The following is a 16,485-nucleotide window of genomic DNA, read 5'->3' on the forward strand; positions in this document are numbered from 1 at the left end:
TGCCCGCGAATCAGGCGACGCGGGATCAGAACCCTACACTGGCCTGTACATAGAAGGTCCGCGGTTCACCCACATAAATGCCGGCATTGTTGTCGCTGGAGCGGGTAAAGTACTGCTTGTCGAACAGGTTCTTCACCCCCGCCGCCAGCTTCAGGTTGGACATTTCTGGCCCGAACTCATACCCGCCACGGGCATGCCAGGTCACGTAACCCGGAATATCACCATACTGCCCATCCGCACTAGGCTCGGTGATGTAGTCGCCGTTGAAGCTGCCATCGGCATTGATCCCGGTGCCCGGCGCGCGCTGCTTGGATTGGGCGTAGGCATCCAGGTTCCAGGTCCAGCGGTTGACCGCGTAACGCACGCCGGCAGTGGCCACCTGACGTGAATAGAACGGCAGGTCACGGCCCTTGAAGCCCGGAATCTCACCTTCATACGTGGCGCGGGTAAAGGTGTACCCACCACTCACCGACAGCCCTTGCAGGCGCGGGTCCAGCCCGGCCAGGTCGTAGCGCACCGAGGCCTCGATGCCCTGGTGCTTGGTCGCCCCGAGGTTGGTCCAGCCCACATCGTTGCTGATGTACTGCAACTCGTCATCGAAGTCGATGTAGAACGCGGTCAGCTCACCGGCAAAGCCGCCATCGTCATAGCGCGTGCCGATTTCGTAAGTCTTGGCCTTTTCCGGCTCCAGGCCGTTGGCCGTGCTGTTGCCGGTACCGCCCTGGCCCAGCTGGAAGTACTGCAGGCTGCCAAACGAGGTTTCGTAGTTGGCGAACACTTTCCACGCGTCGGAGAGGTGGTACATCACGCTCAGCGCCGGCAGCGGCTCGTTGCTGGTGATGCTGCGCTTCTTCTCCGCCACCGGGCGATTGTTGGCGTCCAGCACCGGGCGGTCGCGCCAGTCGGTATTGATGTGCTCGAAGCGCACGCCCGGGGTGATGGTCCAGTTGCCGACATCAATCTTGTCGTCAATGTAGTAGGCGCTGGCCTCGGTACCGCCGCTGCGGTCCTGGAATACGTGGCCGTCAGAGGTCGGGGTCACGGTCGGCACGTTGTCGATCAGCGCCAGGCGGGTCGACTGTTCGCGCATCGCTTCCTTCAGGTAGCGATAACCCACGCTGACTTCCTGGGTGGTGGGGCCGGCAAAGAAGATGCGCGACACCCGTGGTTCGATGGCGAAGGTGTGGTAGTTGCGCGGGTACGACGACAGGGTCTTCATGTCACGCGAGGCGATGGCGCTGCCGCGGAAGCTGTCGGTGTAGTAGGTCAGCACTTCGAACTGGGTGGCATCGTCGAGTTGGCGTTGCCACTTGAACGACACGTCCTTGCGCCGACCGGCGAAGTAGTCGTAGTCGCGCAGCGACTGGTACGGATTGCTGTCGTACTGCGCCTGAGTCAGGCCACCGGGCATGTCGGCACGGCCATCGTAATAATGGAAATTCAGCCAGAACTCATCGACGTCGGTGGGTGCCCAGTGGGTCTTGAGGATGACGTCGTCGATGTCGTTGCCGTTGTTGCTTTCACGGTAACCGTTGCCGTTCACCCCGGTGTACAGCAGCGCCACCCCCATGCCGTTGTCTGCCGTGCCGCCGACGAAGGCCGACTCGGTGTGCTTCCAGCCGCCGCGCTGGGAGGTTTCCAGGGTGGTGGACAGCTCCGCTGATGCCTTTTCCGGAATGGCCCGGGTGACGAAGTTGATCACCCCACCCACGTTCTGTGGGCCATAGCGCACCGAGCCGGCCCCACGCACCACGTCGATGCTGTCGAGGTTGCCCGACGAGATCGGCGCCATCGACAGCTGTGGCTGGCCATACGGCGCGAAGGCGGCCGGGATGCCGTCGATCAATACGGTGGAGCGCGGCGACAGGCGCGAGGTCAGGCCGCGCACGCCCACGTTCAGCGACAGGTCACTGCCGCCGGTGCCGTTGGAGTCCTGCACCTGCACACCCGGGATGCCGCGCAGTACGTCGCGCACGTTCATCGCGCCCTTCTCCACCATCGCCTCGCGGCGCACGACGGTGCGCGCGCCGGGGTGGTTCTGCACCACGCTCTGCTGGGCATCGCCCAACCAGTCACCGACCACCTTGATGTCAGTGGGCGCCAGCTCCAGGCTGCCGCTGCCCAGGTCCAGGGTAGTCGGCAGCGGCTTTACCACGACGGTGTCCTGGGACATCTCGAAAGTCAGCCCGCTGCCTTGCAGCAACTGTTGCAACGCCTGCACCGGCGCCAGGTTGCCGGACACCGCCGGGGCCTGTTTGCCAGCCACCAGCTCGGGGCTGAAGAACAGCTGCAGGTTGGTCTGCTGACCCAGCTGGTTCAGTGCCGAAGCCAGCGGTTGGGCCTGGATCTGGATGGCGTTACCGGCCTGTGCGGCCTGGCTGTCGATGGCCAGGGCACTGACCGCCAGGGCCAGCGCCAGGGCGCGCAAGGGTGGGAAAGGCTTGTTGTTGTTCACGTAGTCGAAACTTCCTGAATGCAGAATAAACGCCAACCGCGTGCAAATGGAAATGCTTGGCAGTTGCAGCTGGCGAGGAAGACGAACGAGCGAAAAAAAACCTGAATCTATTTCGCAATTATTTCGCGAGAGCCGTCTTCATGGGCCTTGATGGCCACCGGCAGGATGCTCGGCAAGGCCCGCAACAGTGCGTCGGTGTCATCGGTACTGAAGGTGCTGGACAGGCGCATCTGGGCGACTTTGCCCGCGGCAACCCGCAACGGCTGGCTGCGGTAACGCGAGGCTTCGGCCACCACCTCGGCGAGGGTGGCGTTGTCGAACACCAGCTTGCCCTGGCGCCAGGCAGTAACGGCAGCGGTATTGACGGCGTAGGGGGCGGTCACCAGGCCTTGCGCATCTATATGCGAACCCTGGCCGGCCGTCAGCTGCGCCAGCGCCTCGCCCTTGCCTTGCACACGCACCGAACCCTGCTCCACCGCCACCCGGGTGCTGGCCAGGTCCTGGCGCACGTCAAAACGGGTACCGGTTACCGTCACGCTGCCTTGGGCGGTGTCGACCACGAACGGCCGGGCACTGTCGTGGGCGACGTTGAACATCACCTCGCCGGCACTCAGGCGGATATGCCGCTGGCCGGCGCTGAAATCGACCTGCAGCTGTGTGCTGCCATTGAGATCGAGCAAGGAGCCATCCGGCAGTTCGACCTGGCGGCGTTCATTGAAGGCGGTCTGCACGCTACCTTGGTGATTCAGTTGCTGGTAGTGCCAGCCGCCCCAGCCCAGGCCCAACGCCAACACCGCGACACAGGCAGCCAGGGCCTGACGCACGAAACGCCGACGCGGCAGTTGCTGCACCGGGTCCGGCTGGCACAACGCTTCAAGGCGCTGGCGCGGAATGAAGTCGGCGGCCTGCCACACGCGGCTGAGGTGCTGGTACTCCTCGCGGTGCCGTTCGTCGCTGGCCAACCAGGCGCGCAACTGTTTCTGCAGCCCGGCATCCCGAGGCGCATCCTGCACGCGGGCAAACCATGCGGCCGCCTGCTCGCGGACGGTATCGGTACCGTGCTGTTTCATCGAAAAGGTCTCCTGACTCATCATGCCGACACATCCAGGTGCTCACGCAAATGCCGGAGCGTGCGGATCATATACTTTTCGACCATGTTCTTGCTCAACCCCATACGCTCGGCGATCTCGGCCTGGGTCAGGCCTTCGAGCTTCTGCCAGATGAACACCTGTCGGCAGTTGAGCGGCAACTCGGCGAGCGCCCGCTCGACGCTGTCGGCAAGCTCCAGCGCATGCACGTAGGCCTCCGGGTCATCACTGCCGCCAGTGCCCTCGTCGAAAGCTTCCAGCGCCAGGGCCTGGCGGCGGTCTTCGCGGCGGAAGCCATCCACGGCAATATTGCGTGCGGTCTGGTGCAGGTAGGCGCGCGGCTGCTCGACCTGCTCGCGCGGGTTTTCCAGTACCCGGACAAAGGCATCGTGGGTGAGGTCCTCGGCCTGCTGGCGACTGCGCAGTTTGCGCGTCCAGGTGCCGATCAGCTCATGGTAATGGTCGAGGAAGCCTTTGTGTCCGGACACGGTCTGGGTCATCAGGGAGGCGGATAAGGGTGCGAATAGTAATGTTTCTCATCAAAACCAGCAAATCCGCCAGTCGGTAACAAAAAATTTATGCGCCATTTCCTGTACGCGGGTACCAGGAAAATGTGGCCATAAATATGAACACCTCTGGCCCTTTCGCGGGTAAACCCGCTTCCACAAGAATTGCGAAAAGCCTATAGAAGCGGGTTTACCCGCAAAGGGGCCAACACGGTCTATTCCACAATATTTAACGCTTGAAACATCGTGGGGAACATCAGCCGGTCACACGAGTCGGTTATTCAAATGACTGGTGGTCGATCCACGTCGATCACGCCCGGATTGCCTGTTGATTCTGCATTCTTCACGCCCTAAAGTGCGCGCCGAACGTCCATGCTGGAAACGATCCATCCGGCTCAAGTACTGAGTAGGCGAACCAAAGTGGGGATACGGAGGACGTTCAGTTTGCAGCCACTTAAATTTTCAGTTTGCCCATGGAGTCCCTGAGCATGTCGATCCAGGTCGAAGATTATTTCGCGCGTGACACCTTCCAGAAAATGAAGGCGTTCGCCGACAAGCAGGAAACCCCGTTCGTACTCATCGATACCCAGATGATCAGCCAGGCCTATGACGACCTGCGCGCCGGTTTCGAATTCGCCAAGGTCTACTACGCGGTCAAGGCCAACCCGGCCGTCGAAATCATCGACCTGCTCAAAGAGAAAGGTTCGAGCTTCGACATCGCCTCGATCTACGAACTGGACAAGGTGATGGACCGCGGTGTCAGCGCTGACCGCATCAGCTACGGCAACACCATCAAGAAGTCCAAGGACATCCGCTACTTCTTCGAGAAGGGCGTGCGCCTGTTCGCCACCGACTCGGAAGCCGACCTGCGCAACATCGCCAAGGCCGCACCGGGCTCGAAAGTGTATGTGCGTATCCTGACTGAAGGCTCCACCACTGCCGACTGGCCGCTGTCGCGTAAATTCGGCTGCCAGACCGACATGGCCATGGACCTGCTGATCCTCGCCCGTGACCTGGGCCTGGTGCCTTACGGCATCTCCTTCCACGTGGGCTCGCAGCAGCGCGACATCAGCGTGTGGGACGCCGCCATCGCCAAGGTCAAGGTGATCTTCGAGCGCCTGAAGGAAGAAGACGGCATCGAACTGAAGCTGATCAACATGGGTGGCGGCTTCCCGGCCAACTACATCACCCGTACCAACAGCCTGGAAACCTACGCCGAAGAAATCATCCGCTTCCTCAAGGAAGACTTCGGTGATGAGCTGCCAGAAATCATCCTGGAGCCAGGCCGTTCGCTGATTGCCAACGCCGGCATCCTGGTCAGCGAAGTGGTGCTGGTGGCGCGCAAGTCGCGCACTGCCGTCGAGCGCTGGATCTACACCGACGTGGGCAAATTCTCCGGCCTGATCGAAACCATGGACGAAGCCATCAAGTTCCCGATCTGGACCGAGAAGAAAGGCGAAACCGAAGAAGTCGTCATCGCAGGCCCGACCTGCGACAGCGCCGATATCATGTACGAAAACTACAAGTACGGCCTGCCGCTGAACCTGGCCATCGGTGACCGCCTGTACTGGCTGTCGACCGGCGCCTACACCACCAGCTACAGCGCAGTCGAATTCAACGGCTTCCCGCCGCTGAAGGCTTACTACCTGTAATGCAAAACGGGGCCGCAAGGCCCCGTTTTCATGTGTGCTCTCCTGTACCGGCCTCTTCGCGGGCTTGCCCGCTCCCACAGGTGCGATGCTTCCTTCAGTCCCAGCGCAATACCTGTGGGAGCGGGCAAGCCCGCGAAGAGGGCGGCACAGTCGACATCATGCTTCGCGCCGTTCGATCTCTTCGGCATAGCGCGCCGCAAAGGCCATCAACACCGGCCCCGCGCCCTGCAAGGTGACCAACGCCGCGCGCAGGAAGTTCATGTTCCCCTCAACCCGCGCCTGCTCCAGCCACTGCCCAGCCTCGGCCAGTTGCCCGCGCTCGACCAGCACCAGCCCCAGGCTGAACATCCCACGGAAATCCCCCGCCTCGGCCGAGCGCCGATACCAGCGCACCGCCCGCGCCGGGCTGGGCGCCGTGGCAATGCCCTGCTCCAGGTAACGCCCATACAGGTTCATCGACTTGGCATGCCCCAGCTGCGCAGCCTTCTCGTAACACTGCAGCGCCTGTGCCTGGTTGGCCGGCACGCCGCGCCCGGTGGCCAGCAGGTTGCCCAGGTTGTAAAGGCCCCAGTCCAGCCCGGCGTCGGCCGCACGCGCATAATGAATGGCCGCCTGCGTCAGGCTTGGCTCACCGCCCCACCCATGCTCCAGGCAACGCCCGAGCATGTTGTGCGCCATGGCACTGCCGCCCTGTGCGGCGATGCCAAACCAGCGCCGGGCCACGGTGGCATCTTCTTCGATACCGCGTCCATCCAGCAGGATCTGCCCCAGCAGCAACTGCGCCTCGACCGCGCCCTGCCCCGCCGCTGCCAGGATTGCCTGGGCAGCTTTACCGGGGCTCTCCTCCAGCATGGCCTGCAAGCCGGCCACATCCACCACTTCCTCACGTCGCAACTGATAAGACACGGTTCAGACCTCGGCCCAGCGGCGTAACAGGTTGTGGTAGGTGCCGGTCAGCTGCAGCAACGAGGGGTGCTCCGGCACATCAGCGGTCAGTTGCTGGATGGCATTGTCCATCTCGAACAGCAGCGCCCGCTGGCTGTCCTCGCGCACCAGGCTCTGGGTCCAGAAGAATGCGGCATAACGCTGGCCTCGGGTCACCGGGTTGACCTTGTGCAGGCTGGTGCCGGGGTACAGCACCAGGTCACCGGCAGCCAGTTTGACCTGCTGCACGCCGTAGGTGTCCTGAATCACCAGCTCGCCGCCATCGTAGCTGTCCGGGTCGCTGAGGAACAGCGTCGAAGACAGGTCGGTACGCACCCGCTCCGGACTGCCTTGGGGCTGACGCAAGGCGTTATCAATGTGAAAGCCGAAATTGCCACCCTCGCGGTAGCAGTTGATCAACGGCGGGAACACCTTGTGCGGCAGGGCCGCCGACATGAAGCGCGGGGTTTTCCACAGGCGGTCGATCAGCGCAGCGCCGATTTCCTTGGCCAAAGGGTGCCCTTCCGGCAACTGCAGGTTGTGTTTGGCCTTGGCCGATTGGTAACCGGCAGTCACCTTGCCATCGGCCCAGTCGGCCTGCTCCAGCGCCTCGCGGATACGGGCCAGTTCATCAGCGTCAAACAGGCCTGGGATGTGAAGCAGCATGGCGCAGCACCGTTAGGAAATGTAAACGTGTCAATGATATTGATTCCCTTTTGCGCTACACAAGCCCCATTCGCCGCTTAAGACGTTTCAGCTTGATGAAACCGTAAAGGCAAATTGTAAAGATTGTAAATTCTTCACGAATGGTAACGGATCTCAATTGTGAGTCACAATTGCTTACATTAAGATCCGCGGCCACATCACCTTGGGGAAGGTCCTTAGCAATGCGCCAGTACGTACCATCTGCAGTGAGTTCACCACGCCTGATCGTATCCGCCATCGGCGTCGCGCTTAGCGCCACATCGGTCTACGCCGCCGACCCGGCCGCCAACAGCGCGATCACCCTCGACGCCACCAGCGTCAACGGCAAGGCTGAACAGGCCAGCACCGATTACAAGGTGGAGAAGGCCGCCTCGCAGAAGTACACCGCGCCGCTGGTAGACACCCCGCGCTCGGTTACCGTCATCCCGCAGCAAGTGATCAAGGACACCAACGCCCTGACCCTGCAGGATGCCCTGCGCACCGTGCCAGGCATCACCTTTGGCGCCGGCGAAGGCGGCAACCCGCAAGGCGACCGTCCGTTCATCCGCGGCTTCGACGCCCAGGGCGATACTTACCTGGACGGCGTGCGTGACACTGGCGCGCAAACCCGCGAAATCTTCGCCATCGAGTCGGTGGAAGTTGCCAAGGGCCCGAACTCGGCCATCGGTGGCCGTGGCGCTGCCGGCGGTACCATCAACCTGGTGAGCAAGCGTGCACACCTGGGCAACTCGCTGGACGGCGCCTGGACCTGGGGCAGCGACCAGACCCAGCGCTACACCTTCGATGGCAACTACCAGTTCAGCGATACCGTTGCCGGCCGCCTGAACCTGATGACCCACGAAAGCAACGTCGCCGGCCGCGACAAGGTCAACTACGACCGTTGGGGTATCGCCCCGTCGCTGGCCTTCGGCCTGGGCACCCCGACCCGCGTCAACCTCGACTATTACCACCTGGAAAGCGACGACCTGCCGGATTCGGGCATCCCGTACACCATCCCGACCAACGGCAGCGGCGGGCGCACCTCGGCACACCCGAGCAAGCCGAATGACGGCGGCGACAGCGATAACTTCTATGGCCTGACCGGCCGTGACTTCCGCAAGAGCCGTGTAGACATCGCCACCTTCGCGATCGAACACGACCTGACCGACGCGCTGACCATCAAGAACACCCTGCGTCACGGCAACAGCATGCAGGACTACATCCTGACCCAGCCTGACGACAGCAAGGGCAACGTCAACAACGGCAGTGTGTGGCGCCGTGCCAACACCCGTGTCGGCAACACCGCCACCACCACCAACCAGACCGACCTGTTCGGCGAATTCTATGTCGGTGGTATGAAAAACAGCTTCTCCACCGGTATCGAACTGAGCCGTGAAGAGAGTGACCGTTCGTCCTACACCGTCAATACCGACACCGTGCCCGGCGGCGCAGCCAACACCAACTGCACCCCCGGCATGATCGGCGCTAGCAGCGGCTACAATTGCACCTCGCTGAGCAACCCGAACCCGGATGATCCGTGGAACGGCAGCATCTCGCGCAATTACGCTGGCACCACCACCAATAGCAAGACCCGCGCGATCTATGTGTTCGACACCCTGGAGCTCACCCCCGAGTGGCTGGTCAACATGGGCCTGCGCTACGACCACTTCGACACCGACTACAAGACCTACAACGCCGCTGGCACTACCACAGCCAAAGGTAAAGATGTCAGCGAGTTCGTGACCGGCCAGCTGGGCCTGGTGTGGAAACCGGCCGAAAACGGCAGCATCTACGTGTCCTACGCCACTTCTGCAACACCACCAGGCTCGATGCTCGGCGAAGGTACAGAAGGCAACCCGCTGGGTGGCACCCCGGACCGTAACGGCAACCTGTTGGCCAGCGACATGGAGCCAGAGGAAACCACCAACTACGAAATCGGTACCAAGTGGGACCTGCTCGACCAGCGCCTGTCGCTGACCGCTGCGCTGTTCCGCACCGAGAAGGAAAACGCCCGCGTCCAGGTGGACACCACCACTTACGAAAACGTCGGCGAAACCCGCGTACAGGGCATCGAGCTGTCGGCCAGCGGCAAGCTCACCGACAAGTGGCAGGTATTTGCTGGCTACACCTACATGCAGGCTCGCCAGATCGACGGCGGCCCGCTGGGCAAAGCCAACGACGGCAACCAGCTGCCGAACACCCCGAACAACAGCGCCAGCCTGTGGACGACCTACTCGATCACGCCGAAGCTGACCGTGGGTGGCGGTGCGTTCTACGTGGATGACGTGTACGGCAGTGTGGCCAACACCACCATGGTCGACAGCTACGTACGCTACGACGCCATGGCCGCCTACAAGCTGACCAAGAACGTCGACCTGCAGCTGAACGTGCAGAACCTGACCAACGAGGTGTACTACGACAAGGCCTTCTCCACCCACTTTGCCAACCAGGCGGCCGGGCGGACTGCTCTGTTGACCACCAGCGTCCACTTCTGATGTCGGGATTGGGTTGATCCGCTAGAAAGGCTGCTCCTGTAGCGGCCTCTTCGCGGGCTTGCCCGCTCCCACAGGTACACCACAACCTTCAAAACCTGTGGTGTACCTGTGGGAGCGGGCAAGCCCGCGAAAGGGCCGCTTCAGGCTTCCAATAAAAGAAGCCCACCCCTGCCCCGTTCATTGAGCGGGGCTTTTGCGTATCAAGGCATAATGCACGCCGCGCAGTCTGCGGCAGCAACACAAGGTGATCGATGTGGTGAAGAAGACGCTGTTCCAATTGCACTGGTTCTTTGGCATCACCGCTGGCCTGGTGCTGGCCTTGATGGGCATCACCGGGGCCCTGTACTCGTTTCAGGAAGAACTGCTGCGTGCGTTCAATGCCGATGTACTCAAGGTAGAAGTGCGCGCCGAGGGCGTGCTGCCGCCGGCCGAACTGGTACAACGGGTCGAGGCCCAGCAACACGACAAGGTGTCGATGCTGTGGGTCGACGTGCGTGAAGGCAATGCCGCACGCATCTTCTTCATGCCGGCACCGGGCGAGCGCCGTGGCGAGCTGCGCTATGCCGACCCGTATACCGGCGAACTCAAAGGTGAAGTGGCCGGGCAAGGCTTCTTCAACCTCATGCTCAACCTGCACCGTTTTCTGGCGATTGGCGACACCGGCCGGCAGATCACCGGTGCCTGCACCCTGATGCTGGTGTTCTTCTGCCTGTCCGGCCTGTACCTGCGCTGGCCGCGCAAGGCGCTGGACTGGCGCACCTGGCTGACCTTCGACTGGGCCAAGAAAGGCCGAGCCTTCAACTGGGACCTGCACGCCGTGGCCGGTACCTGGTGCCTGCTGTTCTATCTTCTGTTCGCCCTGACCGGGCTGTTCTGGTCCTATGAGTGGTACCGCGAAGGCCTGAACAAGCTGCTGGCCGACGCGCCGGCCGCCGGCCAGCAACAAAAACGCGGCGAAGGCCGTGGCCGCCACGGGCCGCAGAAAATCGACAAGAATGCCCCGCCGCTGGTGGTCGACTATGACGCGATCTGGGCCAACCTCAAAAACGCCGCAGGCCCAGGCCTGGCCGCCTACAACCTGCGGCTGCCACCGGTTGGCGGCCAGCCGGCCAACCTGTTCTACCTGCTGGACAGCGCCGATCACCCGCGGGCCTTCAACACCCTGGAGCTGGACCCGGCCACCGGCCAGGTGAAAAGACACGACCGCTATACCGACAAGTCCTTCAAGGCCCAGCTGCTGCAGAGCGTCTACGCCCTGCACGTCGGCGAGTACTTCGGCCTGCCAGGGCGCATCATCGTCACCATCGCCAGCCTGACCATGCCGCTGTTCTTCGTCACGGGCTGGCTGCTGTACCTCGACCGCCGCCGCAAGAAGCGCCAGGTACGCGCAGCCCGTGGCAACGTTGCCAGCAATAGCGGCAGCGGTGACAGCTGGCTGATCGGCTTTGCCAGCCAGAGCGGCTTTGCCGAACAACTGGCCTGGCAAAGTGCCGGCCAGTTGCAGGCAGCCGGCCTGCCGGTGCAGGTACGCGCGCTGGCCGAACTGCGTGAAGACGACCTGCGCCAAGCCCGCCGTGCGTTGTTCGTGGTCAGTACCTTCGGCGACGGCGAAGCACCCGACAGCGCCCGCGCCTTCGAGCGCAAGGTGCTCGGCCAGCCGTGGGCACTGAACCACCTCAACTACGCCCTGCTCGCCTTGGGCGACCGCCAGTACCCGCACTTCTGCGGCTTCGCCCGTCGCCTGCAGGCGTGGCTGGGGGAGCGCGGCGCCAGCAGCGCATTCAGCCCGGTGGAAGTGGACAACGCCGACCAGGCCGCCCTGCAGCAATGGCAACAGGAGCTGGCGCAACTGACCGGCGCCCAGCCAGTGGCCGCCTGGCAGCCGCCAAGCTTTGGCAACTGGTCACTGGTGCGTCGCGAACTGCTCAACCCGGGCAGCCAGGGCCAGCCGGTGTACTTGCTTGGCCTGCTGCCTGAAGAGCCTGCAAGCTGGGAGGCCGGCGACCTGGTCGAGGTCTTGCCGCTCAATGGGCAGCCACGGATCGACGCGTTCCTCAAAGGCATGGCACTGGACGCCAGCGCCCGGGTACAAGTGAATGGCCTTGGCGAAACGCTTGCCCAGGCCTTGGCTGGCCGCCAACTGCCGGCGCGCCGTGATCACCTGGTCGGCTTGCAGCCGCAAGCGCTGGTGGATGCACTGGTGCCGATCGGCAGCCGCGAGTACTCCATCGCCTCGATCGCCAGTGACGGCGCGCTGGAGCTGATCGTGCGACAGGAGCGCCATGCCGATGGCAACCTGGGCCTGGGCTCCGGCTGGCTCACCGAATACCTGCCACTAAACGGTACGCTGAGCCTGCGCCTGCGGCGCAACAGCGGCTTCCACCTGCCGGAGACCGCAGCACCGATGATCCTGATCGGTAACGGCACAGGCCTGGCCGGCCTGCGCAGCCTGATCAGGGCACGGGTGAATGCTGGCGAGCAGCGCAACTGGCTGCTGTTTGGCGAGCGTAACCGGGCGCATGACCTGCTGTGTGGTGACGAGCTGCAAGGCTGGCTGCAGAACGGCGACCTGGCACGCCTGGACCTGGCGTTCTCGCGGGATCAGGCCGAGAAGGTGTATGTGCAGGATGTGTTGCTGCAGCAGGCTGAAGAGTTCAAGCGCTGGGTGGCGGATGGCGCCTGTGTGTATGTCTGCGGCAGCCTGCAAGGCATGGCTGCGGGGGTGGATGCGGCGCTTGACGGCATGCTCGGGGAAGCCGTTGTGCAGCAACTGATCGAGGATGGGCGGTATCGGCGGGATGTTTACTGATACTGGCCAGTGTCAGCAACCCAAAACCTGTAGGAGCGGCCTTGTGTCGCGATGGGGCGCGCAGCGGCCCCAGCAATTTTTGCGGCGAAGCTGAAAAAGGGGCCGCTTCGCGCCCCATCGCGACACAAGGCCGCTCCTACAACGGGCCAGTAACGGCCCGGTTTGGGTTCAATGGAGTTCGAAAGTATCGGCATCCAGGTTGGCCGGGAACTTGGCCCGGTACGCCGACAGTTCCGCCGCACTCAACACGGCGGTAAACACCCCGTCTGCCTCGCCGGCACTGAGCAGGCTTTCGCCCTGGAAGTCCAGCACCTGGCTGTCGCCCGAATAGGCAAAGCCCTTGCCGTCCGTGCCTACCCGGTTCACGGCCGCTACATAGCACAGGTTCTCGATGCCCCGCGCCGGCAACAGGCGGTTCCAGTGCTGGCGGCGCGCAGCCGGCCAGTTGGCGGTATACAGCAACAGGTCGGTGTCCTGGGCATCACGGCTCCACACCGGGAAGCGCAGGTCGTAGCAGATCAGCGGGCGAATCCGCCAGCCCTTCAGCTCGAACTGCACCTGGCGCTCGCCCGGGGTGTAGTGCTTGTGCTCACCGGCCATGCGGAACAGGTGGCGCTTGTCGTAGTGCAGGATTTCGCCGTCCGGCCGCGCCCATAGCAGGCGGTTGCGGTGGCTGCCGTCGGCGGCCTGGATGATCACGCTGCCGGTGATCACCGCGTTGCACTTCTTCGCCTGGGCCTTCAGCCACTTGTAGGTCGGGCCGTTTTCCGGCTCGGCCAGGCTTTCGGACTGCATCGAGAAACCGGTGGTGAACATCTCAGGCAGAATCACCAGGTCCACCTCCCCCGCCTGCTCCAGCAGCACTTCGAAGTGCGCGTAGTTGGCCTCACGGTCATGCCAGGCCAGGGTGGTTTGCACCAGGGCAACTTTCAGGTTGGGCAGTGTGCTCAGATCGCGCATAGTCGTTCCGCTGCCTGACGCAGCGTCTCCTCACGTTTGGCAAAGCACAGGCGTACCAGGCGTTGCTCGTGGATGGGTTGCTGGTAGAACACCGATACCGGGATGGTCGCCACACCGTGCTCGCGGGTGAGCCACAGCGACATGTCGACATCGCTCAGGTCCGGGCGGATCTGCGAGTAGTCCACCAGCTGGAAATAGGTGCCCGCCGTGCGGGTAAAGTTGAAACGCGAGCCTTCCAGCAAGCCGCAGAACAGGTCGCGCTTGGCCTGGTAGAAGGCCGGCAGCTCATCGATATGCTCAGGGTGCTCGGCCATGAAGTCGGCCAGGGCGCACTGCAATGGCGTCACGCCGCAGAAGTTGACGTACTGGTGCACCTTGCGCAGCTCTGCGCTCAGCGCCGGGGGCGCGATCACGTAGCCGGTCTTCCAGCCGGTCACGTGGTAGGTCTTGCCGAACGAGCTGACCACGAAGGCACGTTGATACAGCTGCGCGTGGGCCAGCACGCTGGCGTGGCGAACACCGTCGTAAACCAGATGCTCGTAGACCTCGTCGCTGACCAGGTAGATATCGCGGTCGGCAATCAGCGTTGCCAACTGCTCAAGGTCTTCGCGGGTGATCAGTGCGCCACTGGGGTTGTGCGGCGAATTGAGGATGACCATGCGGGTGCGTGGGCTCAGCGCATCGCTGAACTTCTGCCAGTCGATACGGAAGTCGCCGTCGCTCAGTTGCACATGCACGCAGCGGCCACCGGCCAGTTCCACCGAGGGCTCGTAGCTGTCGTAGCACGGGTCGAAGACAATCACCTCGTCACCGGCATGCACCACCGCCTGGATGGCACAGAAGATCGCCTCGGTGGCACCGGGGGTGATGGTCACTTCCTGGTCGGCATCCACCTGTGCGCCATACAGCCGCGCCACCTTGGCCGCCACTTGCTGGCGCAAGGCCGGCAGGCCGGTCATTGGCGAATACTGGTTGTGCCCGGCAGCCACATGCCGGCCCACTGCATCGAGCAGGGCCTGCGGGCCGTTGAAATCAGGAAAACCCTGGGACAGGTTGAGCGCGCCGGTCTGCACGGCGAGCTGGGACATGGTGGTGAAGATGGTCGTGCCGACATTCGGCAGTTTGCTGCGGATCATGGAGCCCTCTTTCCTGGGGTGTATCCGGCACGGGGTGGAGTCCGAGCATAGCGGATCGAGCAGTCAGGAAAAAGGTTGAAACAATAGGGGGATTGCTTTGGATCAAAGGGCCTCTTCGCGGGCTTGCCCGCTCCCACAAGTCCTCCACAGATTTTGAATACTGTGCAGCACCTGTGGGAGCGGGCAAGCCCGCGAAGAAGCTGACGCGGAATCAGCGCTTGTCGCGGCGCTTCTTCTCGGCCTTCTTGTGGTGCGACATCAAGCGGCGCTTCTTGTTGACCTGGCGGTCGGTGAGGGTGTTCTTCTTGCCCTCGTACGGGTTCTCACCACCCTTGTACTCGATGCGAATCGGCGTACCGACCAGCTTCAGCACCCGGCGGTAGGTGTTTTCCAGGTAACGCGAGTACGACTTTGGAATGCTCTCGGTCTGGTTGCCGTGGATCACGATCAGTGGCGGGTTGGCACCACCAAGGTGGGCATAGCGCAGCTTGATGCGGCGGCCGTTGACCAGCGGTGGCTGGTGCTCGCTGACAGCATCTTCGAGGATCTGCGTCAGGCGGCTGGTTGGCCAACGGGTCACAGCCGAGGTGAACGCGGCCTGCACCGACTTGTACAGGTTGCCTACGCCGGTGCCGTGCAAGGCGGAGATGAAGTGGATGTCGGCGAAGTCGACGAAGAACAGCCGGCGCTCCAGCTCGGTCTTCACGTAGGCGCGCTCGCCCGACTCCATGCCATCCCACTTGTTCAGCGCGATGACGATGGCGCGGCCGGCTTCGAGGGCGAAGCCCAGCAGGTTCAGGTCATGGTCAACCACCCCTTCCCGGGCGTCCATGACGAAGATGACGACGTTGGCGTCCTTGATCGCCTGCAGCGTCTTGACCACCGAGAACTTCTCGACTTCCTCGTGGATCTTGCCGCGCTTGCGCACCCCGGCGGTGTCGATGAAGGTGTACTTGTCACCATCACGCTCGAACGGGATGTAGATACTGTCACGGGTAGTACCCGGCTCGTCGTAGACCACCACACGCTCTTCGCCGAGCATGCGGTTGACCAGGGTCGACTTGCCAACGTTCGGGCGGCCGATGATGGCGATCTTGATGCCATCCTTCTCGCTTGGGCCAGGAATGCGCACGGCCTCCTCGCCTTCGGCGACGTCCTGGTCGAGGGCTTCTTCCTCGGCATCACGTGGCAGGTGGCCGAGCACGGCTTCCATCAGGGCGCTGATACCACGGCCCTGGGAACCCGCCACCGGAATGGCGTTGCCCATGCCCATCGGCGAGAACTCGGCGCGAGCAACATCGGGGTCGATGTTGTCGATCTTGTTGGCAACCAGAATCGCCGACTTGTTGCGCTTGCGCAGGTGCTCGGCAATCATCTGGTCAGCGGCGGTCATACCGGCGCGGGCATCGACCAGAAACAGCACGTAGTCGGCTTCTTCGATGGCCATGAGCGACTGCTCGGCCATTTTTTCGTCCATGCCCACTTCGTCACCGGTAATACCACCGGTGTCGATCAGGATGAAGGAACGACCCTGCCAGCTGGCATCACCATACTGGCGGTCACGGGTCAGGCCCGACAGGTCACCCACGATGGCATCGCGGGTTTTGGTCAGGCGGTTGAACATGGTGGATTTGCCGACGTTCGGGCGGCCCACCAGGGCAATTACGGGAACCATCGGCTCTCCACTCTCGAATTCTTGAAAATGCAAAGGCCGCTGCAAGGCAGCGGCCGGAGTTTGGGCGGCGTGTCCTACGCCGCGGCTTGAAACCCGCCAAG

Annotated in this window: 11 protein-coding genes; 3 read left to right on the forward strand and 8 right to left on the reverse strand. The window is 62.9% G+C overall.

The window, feature by feature from the left end; genetic code table 11:
* Positions 1–25: 25 nt before the first annotated feature.
* The 3 genes from AK81_RS04130 to AK81_RS04140 all read right to left on the reverse strand — a co-directional run bounded on the left by AK81_RS04130 (position 26) and on the right by AK81_RS04140 (position 4,043).
* Complete coding sequence (locus AK81_RS04130) at positions 26–2,455, reverse strand: TonB-dependent siderophore receptor (RefSeq protein ID WP_043196959.1); 2,430 nt, start codon at positions 2,453–2,455, stop codon at positions 26–28.
* Positions 2,456–2,562: 107 nt separating this feature from the next.
* Positions 2,563–3,525 (reverse strand): FecR family protein, encoded by a 963-nt coding sequence (locus AK81_RS04135; RefSeq protein WP_043196961.1) that lies wholly within the window; start codon positions 3,523–3,525, stop codon positions 2,563–2,565.
* Between the two features lie 20 nt (positions 3,526–3,545).
* A complete protein-coding gene (locus AK81_RS04140) occupies positions 3,546–4,043 on the reverse strand; it encodes a sigma-70 family RNA polymerase sigma factor (protein ID WP_043196962.1) in 498 nt (165 codons plus the stop codon).
* A 494-nt stretch (positions 4,044–4,537) separates the two neighbouring features.
* On the opposite strand from AK81_RS04140, the gene AK81_RS04145 reads away from it, so the two are divergent.
* A complete protein-coding gene (locus AK81_RS04145; protein ID WP_043196964.1) occupies positions 4,538–5,701 on the forward strand; it encodes a type III PLP-dependent enzyme in 1,164 nt (387 codons plus the stop codon).
* 156 nt (positions 5,702–5,857) lie between these two features.
* On the opposite strand, the gene AK81_RS04150 is transcribed toward AK81_RS04145, so the two are convergent.
* A complete protein-coding gene (locus AK81_RS04150; protein ID WP_043196965.1) occupies positions 5,858–6,607 on the reverse strand; it encodes a tetratricopeptide repeat protein in 750 nt (249 codons plus the stop codon).
* 3 nt (positions 6,608–6,610) lie between these two features.
* A complete protein-coding gene (locus AK81_RS04155; protein ID WP_043196966.1) occupies positions 6,611–7,291 on the reverse strand; it encodes a Fe2+-dependent dioxygenase in 681 nt (226 codons plus the stop codon).
* Between the two features lie 221 nt (positions 7,292–7,512).
* On the opposite strand from AK81_RS04155, the gene AK81_RS04160 reads away from it, so the two are divergent.
* Both AK81_RS04160 and AK81_RS04165 read left to right on the forward strand, forming a co-directional pair.
* Positions 7,513–9,804 (forward strand): TonB-dependent receptor, encoded by a 2,292-nt coding sequence (locus tag AK81_RS04160; RefSeq protein WP_043196967.1) that lies wholly within the window; start codon positions 7,513–7,515, stop codon positions 9,802–9,804.
* Between the two features lie 253 nt (positions 9,805–10,057).
* A complete protein-coding gene (locus AK81_RS04165; protein WP_043197010.1) occupies positions 10,058–12,613 on the forward strand; it encodes a PepSY domain-containing protein in 2,556 nt (851 codons plus the stop codon).
* 168 nt (positions 12,614–12,781) lie between these two features.
* Here the strand turns inward: AK81_RS04165 and AK81_RS04170 are convergent, their stop codons facing one another.
* The 3 genes from AK81_RS04170 to der all read right to left on the reverse strand — a co-directional run bounded on the left by AK81_RS04170 (position 12,782) and on the right by der (position 16,384).
* The gene (locus AK81_RS04170) at positions 12,782–13,573 is read right to left on the reverse strand and encodes an amidohydrolase (protein ID WP_043196968.1); all 792 of its coding nucleotides are present in this window, start codon (positions 13,571–13,573) and stop codon (positions 12,782–12,784) included.
* Positions 13,561–14,709 (reverse strand): pyridoxal phosphate-dependent aminotransferase, encoded by a 1,149-nt coding sequence (locus tag AK81_RS04175; protein WP_043196969.1) that lies wholly within the window; start codon positions 14,707–14,709, stop codon positions 13,561–13,563. The genes AK81_RS04170 and AK81_RS04175 overlap by 13 nt, the downstream gene beginning before the upstream one ends.
* A 211-nt stretch (positions 14,710–14,920) precedes the next feature.
* Positions 14,921–16,384, reverse strand: a complete 1,464-nt coding sequence (der, locus tag AK81_RS04180) for a ribosome biogenesis GTPase Der (RefSeq protein WP_043196971.1) — start codon at positions 16,382–16,384, stop codon at positions 14,921–14,923.
* Positions 16,385–16,485 lie beyond the last annotated feature (101 nt).

The sequence above is a fragment of the Pseudomonas putida W15Oct28 genome (assembly GCF_000708715.2).
In the GTDB taxonomy this organism is placed as follows: Bacteria; Pseudomonadota; Gammaproteobacteria; order Pseudomonadales; family Pseudomonadaceae; genus Aquipseudomonas; species Aquipseudomonas putida_R.

Coding starts and splice junctions, on each gene's coding strand:
- der (WP_043196971.1), bottom strand. CDS start 16,384: ATGGTTCCCGTAATTGCCCTGGTGGGCCGCCCGAACGTCGGCAAATCC.
- AK81_RS04135 (WP_043196961.1), bottom strand. CDS start 3,525: ATGAAACAGCACGGTACCGATACCGTCCGCGAGCAGGCGGCCGCATGG.
- AK81_RS04145 (WP_043196964.1), top strand. CDS start 4,538: ATGTCGATCCAGGTCGAAGATTATTTCGCGCGTGACACCTTCCAGAAA.
- AK81_RS04170 (WP_043196968.1), bottom strand. CDS start 13,573: ATGCGCGATCTGAGCACACTGCCCAACCTGAAAGTTGCCCTGGTGCAA.
- AK81_RS04160 (WP_043196967.1), top strand. CDS start 7,513: ATGCGCCAGTACGTACCATCTGCAGTGAGTTCACCACGCCTGATCGTA.
- AK81_RS04175 (WP_043196969.1), bottom strand. CDS start 14,709: ATGATCCGCAGCAAACTGCCGAATGTCGGCACGACCATCTTCACCACC.
- AK81_RS04140 (WP_043196962.1), bottom strand. CDS start 4,043: ATGACCCAGACCGTGTCCGGACACAAAGGCTTCCTCGACCATTACCAT.
- AK81_RS04155 (WP_043196966.1), bottom strand. CDS start 7,291: ATGCTGCTTCACATCCCAGGCCTGTTTGACGCTGATGAACTGGCCCGT.